Here is a 17,001-nt window from a genome sequence, read left to right as displayed (position 1 = left end):
GTGGCCGGGCGGCGGCGGATCAGCCGGTGCGCTCCCGGCGCCGCTGCGCCGCCTGCCGCATGCGCTGCCGTCGGCCGCCGGCACCGGCCGCGTCGGCGGGAACGCGGTGCTGCGGGACGGTGTCGGACGCGTCGTGCCCGCGGTCGGCGATGTGGGCGGCGTAGGCGCGCACGCTGGGGAAGCTGAAGAAGTCGGTGACGCGTGCGTCGGGGCGGACGTGCTCGCGCACCTCTGCCAGCAACTGCACGACCAGCAGGGAGGAGCCGCCGACCTCGAAGAAGTCGTCGGTGACCCGCAGGCCGTCGGTGCCGAGGACGCGGCTCCAGATGTCCAGCAGCCGCTGCTCCAGCACGTGGGCCGGCTCTGCGGTGGCGTCGTCGGGGCGGTGCAGCGGCACGACCGGCAGCGCGGTGCGGTCGACCTTGCCGCCGCTGGTGGTGGGCAGGCGGGCGATCGCGGCGAACGCCGACGGGACCATGGCGGCCGGAAGCCGCTCGGAGACGGCCGCCCGCAGCGTCGCCTCGTCGAGTCCGGCGCCGGGCCGGGGCACGTAGTGGGCGACGAGCACCTGGTGCCCGCCGTCTTCCTGCAGCACCACCGCGCACTGGGTGACGCCGGGGACGGCGTTGACGGCCTGCTCGACGTCCTCCAGCTCGATCCGGTGTCCCCGGAGCTTGATCTGGTTGTCCAGGCGGCCGGCCAGTTCCACGGTGCCGTCCGGCAGCAGCCGGGCCAGGTCTCCGGTGCGGTACACCGGGCCGTCCGCATGGAGCCGCGGGCGCAGCGGGAACCGCTCGGAGGTGAGCTGCGGCTTGCCGACGTAGCCCCGTGCCACTCCGGCGCCGCCGATGACCAGTTCGCCGTACATGCCGACCGGCAGGGCGTTGAGCCGGGCGTCGGTGACGTACAGGGAGGTGTTGGCCAGCGGCCGGCCGACGAGGACGCGTTCGGGGGTGTCGGGCAGCTCCCAGGAACTGGACCAGACCGTGGTCTCGGTGGGGCCGTACATGTTGACCACTCGGGGGATGCCGAGTGCCTTCAGCCGGCGCGCCAGCGTGAGGTCGAGCGGCTCGCCGCCGACCATCAGGATCCGCAGCGCGGCGAGGGCCTCGGCGGCGCGGGGCAGCGTGAGCACGGTGCGCAGGAAGGTGGGGGTGGCCTGCATCGCGGTGGCTCCGGAGGCCAGGATCAGGTCGGGGACGGCCGCGGGTTCGGCCGGGTCGGCACCGCCCGTGGACCGGCGCAGGGTCTCCAGGTTCTCGGCGAGCACGACCGGGATGCCGCGGGCCAGCGTCCAGAGCAGCTCGACTACGGCGATGTCGAAGGTGACCGCGGTGACGGACAGCCACGTGGTGGCGCCCTCGGGGCGGACGACGTCGTCGAGGGCCCGGAAGAGGTTGGCGAGGTTGGCGTGGGTGATCTCGACGCCCTTCGGCACGCCGGTCGAGCCCGACGTGAAGATGACGTACGCCGAGCCCGCCGTTGAACCCCGCGGCAAGTCGCCGGCCACCGCGTCGAGCAGCTCGGACGCGGTGAGGCGAGGCCCGACGAAGGCCGGGCAGACCTCACGGTAGGTGTCGTCGGTGACGAGCGCGCCGCAGTCCGCCGCCCGCACCATCGCCTCGAGGCGGGAGGCCGGTGCCGAACCGTCCAGCGGCACGTACACCAGCCCTGCGGACATCGCGCCGAGCAGGACCGCCACCAGTTCGGGGGTGCGCGGCATGAGGATGCCCACGCGGTCGCCGGGCCGCAGACCCGCCGCCCGCAGCCCGGTCGCGGCGGACGCGGCCCGGCGCGCCAGGTCGTCGCGGGTCAGGGTGGTGCCGCGGAACGTCAGGGCCGGTTGCTGCGGTTCCTCGGTCAGCCGCGCCAGGATGTCCTCGTGGATCGGACGGTCCGGCACCGGCCGGGCCGTCGCGGCGTTCCACCCGTCGATCAGGCCGGCGCTCGCGGCGTCGAGGAGCCCCAGTTCGGCCAGGGGGCGGTCCGGCTCGCGGCACATGTCGTCGAGCAGGCTGCGATAGGCGTCCACGAACCGCCGGGCCTCGTCCTCGGTGAACTGCCGGTCGTTGTAGGTGAGGAGCCCGCGGAGGCCGTCCTCGTGCTGGGTGAGGCGGAACATGACGTCGTACTCGCTGGAGTACGTCGGCACGTCCACGGGGGTGCTGCGCACGCCCGGCAGGTCGAAGTCGGTGTCGGGGAAGGTCTGGAAGAGGAACACGGTCTGGAAGAGCGGGGTGTGCGCGCCCTCGCGCCGCGGGGCGACGGCCTGGACGACCTGTTCGAAGGGGAGTTCCCGGTGGGCGAAGGCATCGTGCACGGCGCTTCTGGCCGCTGCCAGGTACGCGCGGGTGCTCATCTCCTCGTCCACCCGCGTCCGTACCGGGACGAGGTTGAAGAAGAGGCCCATGGCGCGTTCCAGGTCCGCGTGCGGACGGTTCGCCGAAGGGGTGCCCACCACGACGTCCTCGGTGCGCGACAGGCGTGCGAGCAACAGGGCGTAGGCCGAGACCAGTACGGTGAAGGGGGTGGTTCCGGTTTCGGCGCTCAAGGTCCGGACCCGGTCCAGCAGCTGCTCGTCGTACCGGATGTCCAGGGCCGATCCGCCGAATCCGGCGGCCGCTCCGTGTCCCCGGCCGGGCATGAGGTCGAGTGCGGGGGGCGGGTCTGCCAGGGTTCGGCGCCAGAAGTCGCGTTGCCCTTCGGCAGCCGGGCCGGCCAGCCAGCGCTCTTCCCAGTGGGCGAAGTCCGCGTACTGCAGGGGCAGGTCGGCGAGTTCGGCGTCGCGGCCGGCCAGCCGGGCCCGGTACAGCTCCGCGAGTTCCCGTTTGAGGATGCCCGTCGACCAGCCGTCCGAGACGGCGTGGTGCTGGACGACGAGGAGGATCCACTGTCCGGGTCCCGTGCTGATCAGGTCGAACCGGCTCAGTGGGGCCCGGGCCAGGTCGAAGCGGTACGAGACGAGGGTGCTCACCAGGGCGTGCGCCCCGTCCGGGGCGGCCACGTGCTCGCGGAACGGGACGGGGCAGTGCGGTGCGATCGTCTGGACCAGCGCGCCCTCGCTCTCGGTGAGCGCCGTGCGCAGGATCTCGTGCCGGTCGACGAGTTCACCGACCGCACCGCGCAGGGCCGCGACGTCGAGGTCTCCGTGCAGTTCGAGGGCGAAGTACATGTTGTAGACGGGCGGGCCGTCGGCGGCGAGTTGCTCGCTCAGCCACATCTGCTGCTGTGCCCGGGAGGCGGGTATGCGGCCCGAGCGGTCGGCGCGGGTGATCCGCGTCGCGCGTTCGGTGTCCTCGCGGCGCTGTTCCCGCAGGAACTGCAGGATGGCGTCGCGGTGGTCGCGCAGCGTCTGCTTGAGTTCGTCGGTCAGCGCGGCGGTGGGGCCGGTGACGGAGAGCCTGCCGTCCCGTTCCTCCAGGCGTATGCCCAGGTCAGCGAGGTGCCGGAGGATTCCGGTCGTGGTCGTCACAGCTCGAAGCTCCCTGTCGGGTCGGCACTGTGCGGTGCGGTCAGTGCGCTGTAGAGCGCGGCGGACGTCTGCTGCTCGCGCACGAGCGCGGCCATGGCCTCGGGTGTCTCGGCGTCCAGGAGGTCACCGACGGAGACGTTCACGCCGAAGCGCTCGCGCAGCCGGGCCACGATCTGGGCGGCCACCAGTGAATGCCCGCCCAGGGCGAAGAAGTCGGAGTCGGGTGCGATGTCGTCCTCGCCGAGCACGGAGCGCCAGATGTCCGTGACGACGGCGACGACGTCCTGCGAACCCTCGGCGGGCACGGACACGGACACGGGCACGGGCACGGGCTTCGCCCCGGATGCGGGGTCCGGGTGCGCCGCGGCGTCGTCCGGGGTCGCGATCGCCCAGTGCCGTCGCGGGTGGAAGGGGTAGCCGGGCAGGGCGACCACGTGCGCGGAACCGGCGCGCAGCCGGCCCCAGTCGAGGTCGGCCCCGCGTTCCCAGCACCACGCTGCCAGCTCCAGCCAGTCCTGCCAGGACGCCAGCGCCTCCATGAGGTCCGCGGCGTCCCTCGGCGCTGCGCCGGGTCCGCCGTCCATGACGGCGGACTGGGCCACGTCCAGGAAGTGGTCGGCGGTCAGCTCGGTTCCCGCGGGCACCGTCTCCCCCAGGCTGAGGGAGCGCAGTGCGCTCTCCGGACGGGTGGGCGGGTGGGCCCGCAGGTCGTCCTCCATGGCGGCCAGGTGGGTCTCGCACGCGCTCAGGTCGCCGCCGTCGCGGACGACGGCCCGGACGGCCTCGTGCCGTACGGCGCAGCGCAGGGCGACGTCGCGGTCCAGGGCACCGGCGTGGGCCGCAGCCAGGTACTCCCCCGCGCCGTGGGCGGTGATGGTCGCGACCCGCACGCCGAGGGCCGCGAGTTCGTCCAGCGCCGCATACGCCGTCAGGAAGGCCCGCTCGGTCGCGTCGGGGCGGGCCCGGGCCGTGGCGAGCGCGGGGATCCGGTCGGTCAAGGACGGCCCGGGGCGTACGGCCGAGCCGAGGTCGAGCGCCACTTCGAGGGGTCCGGCGGGCACCGGGGCCGCCTCGTCCTTCAGCAGCACCGCGGCCTCGGGTAGTGAGGAGGCGACCCACGCGCGCCGCAGTTCGCGCGGCATACGGCCGTCCTGGAGGGTGCGGGCGACGTCCGCGGATGCCGTCTCGCCCGCGGAGGTCAGGGCATCGGCGAGGCTCCTGCGCAGTTCGTGGAAGGCGTCGGCCGAGCGTGCGGAGACCGGGAACACCGCGGGGGTGGCGACGTCGGTGTCCTGCGGTCCGGGTGCTGCGCGGTGGTGGCCGACCACCACGTGGGCGTTGGTGCCGCCGACGCCGAGCGCGGACACGCCGGCGCACCGCGGCTGCCCGTTGTCCGGCCACTCCCGGAGCCGGGTGTTGACGTACAGTCCGCTGCCCTCGATGCCGGCCGACGGGAGCAGTTCGCGGTGGTGGGCGGTCGCCGGAATGACGCCCTCGCGCACGCTGAGGACCGCCTTGATGAGTCCGGCCATCCCCGCGGCCGTGTCCAGGTGGCCGATGGACGACTTCACGGCGCCGATGGCGCACGGGGTGTCGACGCCGAGCCGTTCGCGTGCCTCGCGCAGGGCGGCGAGTTCGACCGGGTCGCCCAGGGGCGTACCGGTGCCGTGCGCCTCCACGTAGCCGATGGCCCGGGGGTCCACTCCGGCGTCGGCGACGGCCGCGAGGATGACGTCGCGCTGCCCGGCGACGCTGGGCGCGGCGAAACTCTGACGGTCGGAGCCGTCGTTGTTGACGGCCGTCCCGTGCAGCACCGCGTGGACGCGGTCCCCGTTCCTGAGCGCGTCGGCGAGCGGCCTGAGGACGACGATGCCGACCCCGCTGCCGGGCACGGTGCCGTTCGCGGCGCGGTCGAAGGGGCGCAGCGTGCCGTCCGGGGACAGGACCGCGCTCTCCCCGGCGAGGTATCCGTGCTCGTGCGGCAGCTGCAGGGACACCGCGCCGGCCAGGGCGATGTCGCAGTCACCGGCCAGGAGGCTCTGGCGGGCCAGGTGCACCGCGGTCAACCCGGTGGAGCACAAGGTGTTCACGAAGACGCTGGGGCCGCGCAGGTCGAGGTGGTAGGAGACCCGGAGCGGCAGCATGGCCGGGGCGTCCGACATCCTGCGGTGGCTGCCCGCCCCCTCCTCGGGGGCCGGGAGCAGCCGGCCGTACCGATTCTCACCGCTGCCGCAGAAGACCCCCACACGTCCTCCGGCGGCGCGGCCCGCCCAGCCCGCGTCCTCCAGGGCGTGGACGGCTTCCTCCAGGAACAGCCGGTGCTGGGGATCCATCGCATCGGCCTCGGCGGGCGCGATACCGAAGAAGGAGGAGTCGAATTCCTCGACGCCGTCGACGGCGCCGGAGACCGCGACGTGTCCCTCACGGGCGTACCGCTCCCGCGGTACTCCCTTGGACCGGAGGGCGGACGCGTCGAGCGGGGCCAGGAAGTCGGATCCTTCCAGCAGGTTCGACCAGTAGCGGTCGACGTCCCGGGCTCCGGGCAGGCGGCATGCCATGCCGATCACGGCAATGGCGGAGTTGGAGTTCTGCGCGCTCACGGGGCTCCCCTAGTTCTGCGGTGTGCGGACACGGCGGCCGAGGGCCTCGGCGAGGGCCGATACGGTCGGGTACTTGAACAGGTCGGTGACGGGCACGTCCACCGCCAGTTCCGTTCTGATCCTGCTGTGCAGCTGGATGAGGGTCAGCGAGCTGCCGCCCAGTTCGAAGAGGCTCACGGTCCTCGGCACGCGCTCCGGGGGGACGCCGAGGGCGCCTGCCCACAGCGCGGTGAGCCGCTCTTCCAGAGCGGTGCGCGGTGCGGTGAGCGCGTCGGTGTCCCGTCCCGCTTCCGGCACCGGCAGGGCCCGGGCGTCGGCCTTGCCCGTCGCCGTGACGGGCAGTTCTTCCAGCCTCACGACGTACGCGGGCAGTTGTTCGGCCGGAAGGCGGTCGGCCATGTGGCCGAGGAGGTCCTCGGTCGTCGTGCCGTCCGGGGCGACGACGTACGCCACCAGCGTGTCCTCGCGGCTCGGGTGCACCACCACCAGGGCGTCCTTCACGTCCCCGTGCTCCCGCAGCACGCTGCCGATGCCGTCGAGGTCGACGCGCAGGCCGCGGATCTTGACCTGGCCGTCCTCCCGTCCGATGAACTCCAGGGCTCCGTCGGCACGCCCGCGTACCAGGTCGCCGGTGCGGTAGAGCCTCGTCGTCGCCGCGCCGTCCTGTGGCTCGGGCGGCGGTGCGACGAACCGCTCCGCCGTCAGCTTTTCGCGGTTGACGTATCCGTCCGCCAGGACGATGCCGCCGAGGTGCAGTTCGCCGGTGAACCCGGGGGGCAGGATCTGGCCGCCGACGCCCAGCACGTACGTGTGCGCGCCGTCCACCGGGCGGCCGATCGGCATGAAGGCACCGGTGTCGTCGTCGGCCCCGCACACGTGGTACGTCGCGTCGATGGTCGCCTCGGTGGGGCCGTAGAGGTTGACGACCTGTGCCGTGGTCGTGCGCCGCACCATCCGCACCACGGCGCGGTCGAGCTGCTCACCGCCGCAGAACAGCCAGCGCAGTGAGGGGCACCCGCTCAACCCCTCCTCGCCGGGAAGGGCCTTGAGCAGTGTCGGTACGAACTGGGCGACCGTGACGTCGCGCCGGCGCATCTCGGCGAGGAGGACGGCGGGGTCCCGGTGCGCGTCGGCCCCGGCGATCACCATGGACGCGCCGATCGTCAGCGGAACCAGGTACTCCCACACCGAGGCGTCGAACACGGGGGGTGTCTTGAAGTAGAAGCGGTCCTGGGGACCCAGGTCGAACGCACGACGTTTCCATGCCAGGTTGTTGGCGATGGCCCGGTGGGGAACCACAACGGCCTTGGGCAGGCCGGTGGTGCCGGAGGTGGTGATGAGGTACGCCGGTTGCGTCCCCTCGACCGGCGCATCGGTGAAGGTGGCCGCGTCCGTGACGTGGCCCGGTCCGGCGATGTCGAGGATCGGCAGGTCCGTTGTCAGCTGTTCCGCTGCCCGGGCGTCGCCGACGAGGACGGCTGCGGCGCCCGCGTCGTTCATGACGAAGGAGCGCCTTCGGGGCGGCTGGGACATGTCGACGGGCAGGTAGGCCATGCCGGCGCGGAGCACGGCCAGGGCGGCGACGACGAACGCGGCGGAGCGCGGCAGGCAGAGCGCCACGGTGCTGCGCCCGGGCAGTCCCAGCGCGGCGATCCGTGCGGCCAGGCGACGGCTGTCGTCGTCCAGGTCCTGGTAGGTCATGGTGCTCTCGCCCTCGATGAGGGCGGTGGCCCCGGGCCTGGCCGCCACCTGCTCCGCGAAGGCTGCGACCACCGGCGGTGGGGACGGGGCCTCCGGCTCGGGGCGGCCCTGCGCGGCCGCACCCGTCCGATGCTCGTCGCCGGCCAGCGCCACGCGGAGCGCGGAGGGACCGGGGGTGGCCAGCACTTGTTCGAGGACGGTCCCGACCGCGAGCGCGATGCTCCGGGCGGCGTGGGCGGGGTACTGGTCCCGTACGAAGTCCAGCCGGCCGGTGAAGCCGGCGCCGTCGGCGTTGACGGACAGCAGCAGGCCCGCCTTGCCGTCGCGCGGAACCATGGGGACGCGCCGCGCATCCACGCCCGGCAGGCGCAGTACTTCGTCGGCGGTCGCCTCATTGAACGACATGAGGGCGGGGAACACCGAGGCAGAGACGGACTGCGTCCCGCTGCGTACGGCCGCCCACGCCTTCGTGAGCGAACCGCCCTGATGGGCCAGGCAGTCAAGCACCGAGTCCTGGACCTCGTCGATGTACGCGTCCGCGGTCCTGTCCTGCCGGGCGGGCGGGCGGAAGGGGAGCATCTCGGAGTACAGCCCGACCGTGTGCGGGTACTGGGAGCGACGCCAGTCGACGGCGGGGTATCCGATAACGATGTCATCGGTGCGGAAGTAGTGCTGCAGGGTGAGCGAGTAGGCACCGAGCAGGGCGGTGAACGGCGTGATGCCCCGTTGCTCGCAGCGGTGGCGGAGGTCCTCCGGCAGCGGTACGCCGACCGAGGAGGTGTGCGGGCCCGACCCGCCTTCGGCCGAGCGTTCCGGGGCTGTCGGCGCGGTGGTCACGCCTCGTAGGTAATCGGCCCAGAAATCCTGGTCCTGGCTTCCTTCGGGCGACTCTTCATAGTTCTTCTGCGCGATCGCATACGCGAAGTACCCGTCCTGTTCACCGCCGTCGAGAGCCCCCGCGCCACGGTCCGCGGGGGCGGAGCAGAGGGCGGACAAGTCGTTCAGGAGCAGCCCCACGGATGGCGCGTCCACGGCGATGTGGTCCAGCAGCAACAGCAGGACGGCGTCCTGCGGACCACTGCGGAAGAGGTCCGCGCGCAGTCGCAACGGGGCGTCGGCGTCGAAGGGCGTACGGGCCACCTCGGCCGCGCAGGCGTGCCCGTCCTGGCCCGGAACCTCGTGCACTCGCAGTAAGCGGTCCGGTATCTTGTCGCTGACCTGCGATAACACGCCTTGTGCGTCGGGGCGGGAGCGCAACACCGGATGGCGGGCGACAAGCCGGCACAGGGCCCGGTCCAGAGCGGCCTCGTCCAGCGGGCCGGCCAACCGATGGACGACCGGAATGTTGTAGGCATCGCCGGCGCTCAGCCGCTGCGCCGCCCACATGGCTCGTTGTTGACGCGTCAAGGGCAGCACTCGGCGCCCCGCGAAGGCAGTCATGTTTCCCCCGTAGCCGCACCCACGAGCCCAGGTTCTGAAGTCGCGGGCGTACATCAGTAAAGACCCCAACGATCTTGGGTCGTTATCGCTGTACACGTCAATGAAATATCGGTCCCGCGACTGGAAATCGCTGCTCCGGCTTCAGCCAGAACGGCCGGTGAGCCGCGCGTGGACTGCTGCTCCACCGCCTCCGGCGAAGTCGTGCCTCATGGCTGAAAAGCGGGGCTGCCCGATGTGAGCTGTACTGAGATTTGTGGAGTCCCTGATGCCAGGGTTACCGTCCTGGCGAAGGAGATCCACCAGCACCATGGCAGCACCCCGTAAATACCCAGACGAGCTCCGCGAGCGCGCGATCCGTGAGGTCCGCAGCACCGGCCGCCCGATCGCGCACGTCGCGAAGGACCTGGGCATCCACAAGGAAGCCCTGCGCGGCTGGGTCCGCCAGGCCGAAGCCGACCGCGGCGAGCGGGATGACCGGCTCACCACCGCCGAGCTCGACGAGTTGAAGCAACTCCGCAGGGAAGTCGCAGAGTTGAGGCGGGCAAACGAGATCCTGAAAGCCGCCTCGGTGTTCTTTGCCCAGGAGATCAACCGTCCCCGGACGAGGCCGAGCAGGTGATCGACCACCTGCGTGGACACGGCCTCGGGGTCGATCCCGTCTGCCGGGTGCTGGAGCTGTCCCCGTCGACATACTTCGCCCGCAAGAAGCGGCCGAAGTCGGCCCGCCGGCTCCGGGACGAACAGCTCATGCCGCTGATCGAAGAGATTCATGCCGAGTCGGGCGGCACCTACGGTGCCCGCCGGATCACGCGGGCCCTGGGGCGCAAGGGCGTCGAGGTGGCCCGCTGCACCGTCGAGCGGCTGATGGCCGAGCTGGGCCTGGAGGGCGTCATCCGTGGCCGGCGGCGCCGGACCACGGTTCCAGAGCCGTCGGCGCCGCGTCCGCCGGACCTGGTCGACCGCGACTTCACCGCCTCGCGGCCTGATCAGCTGTGGGTGGCGGACATGACCTATGTCCGCACCTGGTCGGGATGGGCGTATGTGGCGTTCGTCCTGGACGTGTACTCGCGGATGATCGTCGGCTGGCAGGTCGCGGGCCGGACACCGCGAAGGACACCCCCGCACCCGTCACACCGGCACCCGCCGCCTCGACTCCCGGCACCGGCCCCACCACTGCCGCTCCCGCGCCGACCGCGCGGGGAGCCGCCCGGCCCCGTGGGGCCGGGCGGGGGCCGTCAGCAGGCAGCCTCGAGGGCCTCGGCCGTCGACAGGGGCTCCCATTCCAGGGAGCGCGCGGTCTTGCGGGAGCAGCCGTCAACGGCGACGGTCACGCCGTCCCGGTACGCGCGGCCGCCGGTCATCCGCACGTCCACTGCTTCGACGGTGCCGGTTTGGCCGGCGGCCACGTGCCGGGCCCGCTCGCCGACGGTACGGGACAGGTGCGCTTCCCTCAGGCGCCGCGCGCCAAGCCGGTGTCCGGCCAGGCCGCCGCCGTCGGCACAGAGCTCGCGCACTCGGAGACCGGCGTCGCGGAGCCGGTCGAGGAAGTCGGCGTCGTCGTGGGCGAGTGCGGCCGCGGTCCGGACGGTGCGCTGCAGGGACTCCCGGGCGGTCTCCAGCAGGCCCCGCCGGTCGGCCTTCGCCTTCTCCCCCGTCGACGGGCGGCGCACCGCAGTGCGGTCCTGCGGCGACATCGCCGTCAGCCCCCACCGGGCCTCAAAGGCGCGGACGACCGTGTGCATCGCGAGGCGTGGGCCGCGGGCGGCTCACTCGAGTTCCCATGCCTCCAGGAAGTCCGGATCGTGCCGCCACTGCGCGGCGATCACGCACAGGCTGTCCCACGCCCCCGCAAGGGCGGGCTCGTTGTCCCACTCCCGAAACGCCCTCGCCTGCCCCAGCAGCACACGCACCACATCGTTGAGAGCCTGCACCGCCCGGTCCGCACCGGCACCCACAGGACGGTCCAGCAGCAGAGGATCCGTCCGGGCGAACAGGAACCGCGCCAGCTCCGCGAAACGCTCCTCGGCGTACTCCGCCCCGGACTCCTGCGCCACCTCATACAACTCGTCCACCACACGCCTCCCCCGCCTGCACCCACACCGACGCGCGATCGTACCCACCCCCAGACCACCATGCCCACCAGCCGGCAGTGGCCACCACGAGCCCCGCCGCCGCGCTGCCTCCGGACCGGCGCTGCCTGCCCGCCGTCACCATCACCGCACACGCCCCACGCCCTGGCCGGTGCGGGCTGCTGCCCGTACGCGGGCACGGCGGGTTCCGCGGGCGCGGCCTTGCCGGGCACGGTGGCGGGGGTGGTGGTGGAGCGGGAGCAGACGGCGGGAGGTGCCGGACGCCCGAACGCCACGCACCCGCCAGCACCACGATCCCGCCCAGCAGGGTCAGGACCCTGCCCACGACCTCACACCCGGGACCACTGGACCAGTCGGCCGGCGCGGGTGGCCAGGGCGGCCTCGAAGGCCGTGTCGGAGTCGGGGGCCTCGACCCTCAGGAAGCAGCGCCCTTCGGGCAGGCCGGTGTGGGTGATGGTCCAGGTGTCGGTGATCGCACCCTGTGCCTGGTCGGTGGCGGCGTCCTGCTTGGCCGCGGCATCCAGGGTCGGCACGTGCCAGACGTGCAGGGAGGAGTGCTCACCGGGCTCGACGAGCCAGCCTTCGGTGCGCTCGAACAGCTCCTTCGCGACGCTCAGCCGGGCCAGGGGCGGCCGCCCGTCGGCGTCGGTGGTCTGCCTGCCGCTCTCGACCCAGGTGACGGCCAGGCGGCCGCTGGTGCCGTCCGGCCGGACCCAGTAGCCGGCCACCTCGCCGAGGTCGTCGGGGCCGTTGACGTCGGCGAGCGGCTGTCCGGCCAGGGCCGTCACCGCGGCGGCGGCCGCCGAGTGTTCGGCGTCCCGGGGCAGTACGCCCGCACCGGCCGCCGGAGCGGCCTCGGCCGGGCCGGCGGCGGGCGGCGGGACGAGGACGGCGTTCCAGGAGCCCGCGCCGTACTCGGCGAGCTTGATAAGGCCTGCGGCGTGCAGGCTCCGGACGGCGGTGAGGTTGTGCCCGTATCCGGCGCCGATGGAGCCGTCGCGCTTGACCACGGCGTACACCCGCCGCTGCGGTTCGGTCAGGGCGCCCTCGGCGCGCTTGCGCCTCTCCTGGGCGTTCATGTAGTCGGCGCGCTCCTGGGCGCCGGCCTCGGTCTGCCAGTCGCGGGAGACGACCAGGCCCGAGGTGTTGACGACGTCGAAGGATCCGCCTGCGGCCGGACGGACGGAGTAGTGGACGAGCGGCTCGCGCTCGGCGGCCGGGGCCGGCTGGACGGTGGCGGGCGCCTGCTTCGACGCCGCCTTGCGGGTGCGGGCTGGCTTCTCCTGGACGGTCACTTCCTCGACCGTGACGTTCTGCCAGCCCGCGCGCTCGGCGGTCCGGGCAGCCCTGGCGACGTTGGCCGCGGACATGGACCAGGTGTGCACGATGCGGCCCACCTCGCCGTCGCGGCGGTCGGCGATGACGGCGTGGGTGTAGTGGCGGGTCTCGCTCGTGCGGGTGCAACCGGTGGAGGCGACGAAGGTGATACGGGCCATGACGGGACTCCCTGGGCTTGTGGTGTGTTGTCGGTGCCGGTCGGCTGCCACGGCCGACCCGCGGGTGAGACGGCCGGGGCGGCGTCGTCACGCCCCCGGCGCTGAGCCTCGGGGTCCGCGGCGCGGCCGCGGACCCCGCCCCGGTCAGCCGGAGAGGGCGTCCTCAGCCAGGTACGCGGCCACCTCAACAGCGTTGGCGATCTTGTGCTTGAGGCTGTCCGCCACCACGTCGACCGTGTGGAAGGCCGCGCAGACGCCCCAGCGGCTCCCGGTGGCCGGGTGCTCGATGAAGTGCTGCGCATACGCGCGGCACCCGTTGACGAGGTTGCACAGGGGAATGTAGCTCAGGGCGGGGTTGGGGTTCTCCTGCCAGCCCGCGAGAATCGGGCCGACGTCGGTCAGGACGGTCTTCGCGCGGGTGCCGTTTGCGAGGACATCGGGGTGGCGGGCGTTCTGGTTGCGCCAGCGCAGGTAGGCGTGCAGGGCCCGGGTCTGGACCGTGTGGTTGGGGTGGTGGGAGTTGGCCAGGGTGAACTGCCGCAGGGGTCCGAAGTGGGCCTCGATGGGGTTGGCCCAGGAGGCGTAGGTCGGGGTGAAGCACAGCTCGACCTTGTTCTTGGCCGCCCACCTTTTCATCCGCCAGTTCGTGTGGGCGGAGAGGTTGTCGAGGATCACGTAGATCGGGGCGCCGTCCGGGCGGGCGGCCCGGATGGTTCGCAGGGCCGCCCAGGTGTGGTCGATGCCCTTGCGGCGCCGGTTGATCCCCCACATCTGGTCGTCGCCGACGGAGTAGCAGCCGTGGAAATAGGTGATCCCGTGGGTTCGACGGAACGTTGCAGGCAGTCGGTCTGGCCGGCCCTGTTCTGCCCAGCACGAGCCAGCGGTCGGGCGGATGCCCAGCGGTCCGAACTCGTCGAACGCGAACGTGCGGTCGGGCCGCTGGTTGATCGCGTACTCGATTCGGGCGAGCTTCGCGTCGAAGTCCGGGTCCGGGGAATCCTTCCAGGTCTTCGTGCGCTGGAAGGAGATCCCGCGGCGGGACAGTAAGCACCGCAGAGCCTCGCGGCCGATCCGGACGGGCCGGGCAGTGTTCCTGCGCAGGTGATCGGCGAGCTTACGGATCGACCAGCGGGTGAAGGGCTTGCCCAGCACGGTTGGGCGGGTGGTGGCCGTCTGGACGACGAAGTCCTCGTCGTCACGATCGAGAAGGCGGGGCCGGCCTCCCGCCCATCGAGGGTTGAGGCATGCGAGCCCGATCTCGTTGAACTTGTGGATCACGTCGCGGACGGTGTCCTCGTCCGCCTGGACCAGACGGGCTATGACCGGGACCGTGCTGCCGCCGGCCGAGGCCAGCAGCATCATCGCCCGCCGGAACCGTACCGAGCTGCTACTGCCTCGGCGGACGATGTGCTGGAGTTTCTGCCCCTCCTGCTCGGTCAGCCTGCGAACCCGGACCGGTTGCGCCATCCCGCCTCCCCACACTGGCTGGAGAAGTCATTTCCAACCAGCACGACGAGCAACCCGGCGAACCATCCCGGTCACAGCACTAGGTCCTGGCTGCGTCGGTTCCCCTGGTACTCGGCAGGTGCGGCCCCTGGTGCTGGTTGCGCCGTGTGGCGTGGGCCGAGGCAGCGCCGGAAAATCTGTGCGGTTCGCCCGACAGGCGGGGAGTCTTCCCGGAGTATGGAACCGCCTTGCAGGACGGCGGTTCTCGGCGCTCGTGGCTGCGTCGAGTGGGTTCGTACGGGAGAGGGGGACTTCTGTGTCGAGGAAGCAGCGGATCGCGGTGATGGTCGTCGCGATGGTGGGAATCGTCTCGACTCCTGTCATCTGGTTGCTTGACGGACCGGACACCGCAGGAGTCGTGGGCGCGTCGATTCAGGCCGCCACCGGAGTCGCGGCGCTGGTGTGGGCATGGGCCCAGTCTCGGGCGGACACGGCAGGCGCGTCTGGGGACACCGCGACGCAGACAGGACGGGCAGAAGCCATTGGCGGCGGGCAAGCCCATACGGGTGTACGGCGCCGTGGTGACGGCAGCCCTGGCACCGCTCGGGTTCAGGGCACCGGTGACGCTATCGCGCGTGGCGCGGGTAGCAACGCCGGCACCGGCATCGACTACACCGATTAGCGTGGCCGTGCAGGTAGCGCCAAGGCCGGACGCGACATGAGGTGGCGCCGAAGCAAGCAGCGTTCATCCCCTTCGAGGAGCGATTTCGCGGCCTCTTCCATCAGGGACAGCGGTGACGCGATCGCGTCGGCCACGGGCGCCGTGGCCGTCAGTGGCCATGTGGATCACCTGACGATCACCCACGCCGGTCCGCAAGGGCCAGTCCCCGCTTGCGCCCCGAGACCTTTCTTGTTCGCGTCCAGCCCCGTCGTGGTCCTGGGAACACCCGCCGCGGCGCGGACGGACTGGGTGTCGATGATCACGAGGGACGGGTCCTCTAATCGGCGGGCCTTCTCCCGCACCTGACAGCGCAGGAGTTCCTGGATCCGCTGGTCAAGCCCGTCCTGGCGCCACAGGCCGAAGTAGTAGAACACCGCTGACCAGGCCGGGAAGTCATGCGGCAGCAATCGCCACTGACAGCCCGTCCGGTTCTGATAGAAGATCGCGTTCACGACCTCCCGCAGGTCACAGGACCCGGGATCCCCGGTCGCCGACCGCGCCACCCGGTCCTGTTTCCAGGCCGTGATCATCGGCTCGATTAACGCCCACTGCTCGTCCGATAAGTCGCTGAGGTACGGCTCTCTCTCCACACCCCGCATTTCTACATGGACATGCCCATCAGGCAGTCCGGACGACGATCAATACATGGCGGGCCGTCGAGACACGGACGTCTTCAGGATGCCGATTCGTCCGGGTGCTCCGAAGACTGACGGCCACGGGCACGTCGCAAAAAGTGCCTCGCCAGCAACACCACCCACGCGGCCAGAAGGACCGCCGTGACAACCCTCAGCCAGGGCGCGGTGCTGCTACTGGCTGCTGTCCACCCGTAGAACAAGATGCACAAGCACATCCAACCTGGGCTGTCGAAGAAGTCGACCCTCGGATTTCGCGTCATCCCCACCCTCCTCCTGCACTCGTAAGTTTCCGCACAGAACGAGGCATAGGCCACCACGCCAGTGCCTGCCCGGCTCAGGATCCGTCCCACATCCCCAGACGCTTGAGTCGACGCTGGCGGAACCGCTCGGAGACTGCCGTAAGGCCGAAAATCAGTCCCAAGGCCAGCCCGGCGAACCCTGCGAACAGGGGATCGTCGGGCTCCTCCTCACGCGACAGCATCAAGAAGAAGAGCGTGAAGGGAACAGCCATGGAGAGGCCGACGAGGATCGGGTGCCGGGCCACCCATTTCTGGATGCGAGTCGGACGCCGCTGCCCACCCAGGGCGCGATCCCAGGCCCAGAACGCGTCACGCAGTGATCGTTGCCAGTTCGCCACGGCAGAAGGATATGGCAGCCAATCGGTTGGCCCCCAGCCGAGGGCTCATGGCCGAGACGCGGTCTAGCGTTCAGGCACTGCCGTCACTTCTCGCGAACATCCACCAGCTGCAAGATCACCAACCGCTGCCCAAACCGGCATACAAACGCTGCCGCTTGAAGTGAACGAAGCCACCCCGTACTACTCCGGGAAACACAAGCGCCACGGCATGAACGTCCAGGTCCTCACCGATCCATTCGGACGGCTGCTGTGGGCGTCACCCGCCCTGCCCGGGTCCGTCCACGACCTGACCGCCGCACGGACCCACGGGATCATCGACGCGCTCGCCGCGGCCGAGCTGAAGTGCTGGACGGACAAGGCGTACCAGGGGGCCGGCCCCCCGTCCGCGTCCCGTTCCGAGGCCGTCGCCTCAAGCGGTGGCAGCGTAGGCACAACAGCACGCACGCCCAGATCCGCTGCCTCGCCGAGCAGGCCATGGCCACTCTGAAGGGCTGGCGCCTTCTGCGGAAGCTCCGCTGCAGCACCAACCGCATCACCGCGATCGTCCAGGCCGTTCGTGTCCTTCACCACGCGTCAGCGTGAGGTTGGAAATGGCTCACTGACTGCGACGCAGTCGGACGAGGGTCAACCTCTGCGGCAGCAGTTCGGAGGAAGGCTTATCAACTGACTACTGAACTTGATTGGGTGATGTCGGAGCCGTTCGCATGACGGCGGCCGGTCCGCTCCGGTAGCCCTGGACCGTGAGATACGCACAGGGCGGCGG

The 17,001-nt window shown here is 71.5% G+C and carries 9 protein-coding genes and 4 pseudogenes; 4 read left to right on the top strand and 9 right to left on the bottom strand.

Features of this window, described 5'->3' with window-relative positions:
• Positions 1 to 19 precede the first annotated feature (19 nt).
• Genes ACFWFZ_RS32855 through ACFWFZ_RS32845 form a run of 3 tightly spaced genes read right to left on the bottom strand, consistent with a single transcriptional unit; the run spans position 20 to position 9,213 of the window.
• Positions 20 to 3,472: an amino acid adenylation domain-containing protein gene (locus ACFWFZ_RS32855; protein ID WP_387127419.1), complete on the bottom strand. Its 3,453-nt coding sequence runs from the start codon at positions 3,470 to 3,472 to the stop codon at positions 20 to 22.
• Positions 3,469 to 6,072 (bottom strand): beta-ketoacyl synthase N-terminal-like domain-containing protein, encoded by a 2,604-nt coding sequence (locus tag ACFWFZ_RS32850; RefSeq protein WP_387127417.1) that lies wholly within the window; start codon positions 6,070 to 6,072, stop codon positions 3,469 to 3,471. The genes ACFWFZ_RS32855 and ACFWFZ_RS32850 overlap by 4 nt, the downstream gene beginning before the upstream one ends.
• Before the next feature lie 9 nt (positions 6,073 to 6,081).
• On the bottom strand, positions 6,082 to 9,213 hold the full coding sequence (locus tag ACFWFZ_RS32845) for an amino acid adenylation domain-containing protein (protein ID WP_387127415.1): 3,132 nt from the start codon (positions 9,211 to 9,213) through the stop codon (positions 6,082 to 6,084).
• Positions 9,214 to 9,520: 307 nt separating this feature from the next.
• Here ACFWFZ_RS32845 and ACFWFZ_RS32840 point away from each other — a divergent pair, with 307 nt between their 5' ends.
• Both ACFWFZ_RS32840 and ACFWFZ_RS32835 read left to right on the top strand, forming a co-directional pair.
• A complete protein-coding gene (locus ACFWFZ_RS32840) occupies positions 9,521 to 9,832 on the top strand; it encodes a transposase (protein ID WP_387127413.1) in 312 nt (103 codons plus the stop codon).
• Positions 9,829 to 10,305: pseudogene (locus tag ACFWFZ_RS32835) on the top strand (IS3 family transposase); the annotation flags it as partial. The gene ACFWFZ_RS32840 and the pseudogene ACFWFZ_RS32835, both read left to right, overlap by 4 nt.
• A gap of 143 nt (positions 10,306 to 10,448) precedes the next feature.
• Here ACFWFZ_RS32835 and ACFWFZ_RS32830 read toward each other — a convergent pair.
• The 4 genes and pseudogenes from ACFWFZ_RS32830 to ACFWFZ_RS32815 form a co-directional block, all read right to left on the bottom strand.
• On the bottom strand, positions 10,449 to 10,955 hold the full coding sequence (locus ACFWFZ_RS32830; protein ID WP_387127411.1) for a hypothetical protein: 507 nt from the start codon (positions 10,953 to 10,955) through the stop codon (positions 10,449 to 10,451).
• A 24-nt stretch (positions 10,956 to 10,979) separates the two neighbouring features.
• A complete protein-coding gene (locus ACFWFZ_RS32825) occupies positions 10,980 to 11,285 on the bottom strand; it encodes a hypothetical protein (protein WP_387127409.1) in 306 nt (101 codons plus the stop codon).
• 347 nt (positions 11,286 to 11,632) lie between these two features.
• Complete coding sequence (locus tag ACFWFZ_RS32820; RefSeq protein WP_387127407.1) at positions 11,633 to 12,799, bottom strand: hypothetical protein; 1,167 nt, start codon at positions 12,797 to 12,799, stop codon at positions 11,633 to 11,635.
• A gap of 408 nt (positions 12,800 to 13,207) precedes the next feature.
• Positions 13,208 to 14,266: pseudogene (locus ACFWFZ_RS32815) on the bottom strand (IS630 family transposase); the annotation flags it as partial.
• 295 nt (positions 14,267 to 14,561) lie between these two features.
• Here ACFWFZ_RS32815 and ACFWFZ_RS32810 point away from each other — a divergent pair.
• Positions 14,562 to 14,927 carry a hypothetical protein gene (locus ACFWFZ_RS32810; RefSeq protein ID WP_387127405.1) on the top strand — a complete coding sequence of 122 codons (366 nt, stop codon included), beginning with the start codon at positions 14,562 to 14,564 and terminating at the stop codon, positions 14,925 to 14,927.
• Positions 14,928 to 15,120: 193 nt separating this feature from the next.
• On the opposite strand, the pseudogene ACFWFZ_RS32805 reads toward ACFWFZ_RS32810, so the two are convergent.
• Positions 15,121 to 15,556: pseudogene (locus ACFWFZ_RS32805) on the bottom strand (transposase); the annotation flags it as partial.
• Positions 15,557 to 15,935: 379 nt separating this feature from the next.
• Positions 15,936 to 16,238 carry a hypothetical protein gene (locus ACFWFZ_RS32800; protein ID WP_387127403.1) on the bottom strand — a complete coding sequence of 101 codons (303 nt, stop codon included), beginning with the start codon at positions 16,236 to 16,238 and terminating at the stop codon, positions 15,936 to 15,938.
• Between the two features lie 175 nt (positions 16,239 to 16,413).
• On the opposite strand from ACFWFZ_RS32800, the pseudogene ACFWFZ_RS32795 reads away from it, so the two are divergent.
• A pseudogene (locus ACFWFZ_RS32795) lies at positions 16,414 to 16,820 on the top strand (transposase family protein); the annotation flags it as partial.
• Positions 16,821 to 17,001 lie beyond the last annotated feature (181 nt).

Source organism: Streptomyces sp. NPDC060232, from assembly GCF_042726555.1.
Taxonomy (GTDB): Bacteria; Actinomycetota; Actinomycetes; order Streptomycetales; family Streptomycetaceae; genus Streptomyces.
The sequence above is the reverse complement of the archived record's forward strand: the minus strand, read 5'-3'. Positions and strand labels throughout refer to the sequence as shown.

What these genes read in the sequence shown, in the direction of transcription:
- ACFWFZ_RS32820 (WP_387127407.1), bottom strand. Translation starts at nt 12,799, where the DNA reads ATGGCCCGTATCACCTTCGTCGCCTCCACCGGTTGCACCCGCACGAGC.
- ACFWFZ_RS32840 (WP_387127413.1), top strand. Translation starts at nt 9,521, where the DNA reads ATGGCAGCACCCCGTAAATACCCAGACGAGCTCCGCGAGCGCGCGATC.
- ACFWFZ_RS32830 (WP_387127411.1), bottom strand. Translation starts at nt 10,955, where the DNA reads ATGCACACGGTCGTCCGCGCCTTTGAGGCCCGGTGGGGGCTGACGGCG.
- ACFWFZ_RS32845 (WP_387127415.1), bottom strand. Translation starts at nt 9,213, where the DNA reads ATGACTGCCTTCGCGGGGCGCCGAGTGCTGCCCTTGACGCGTCAACAA.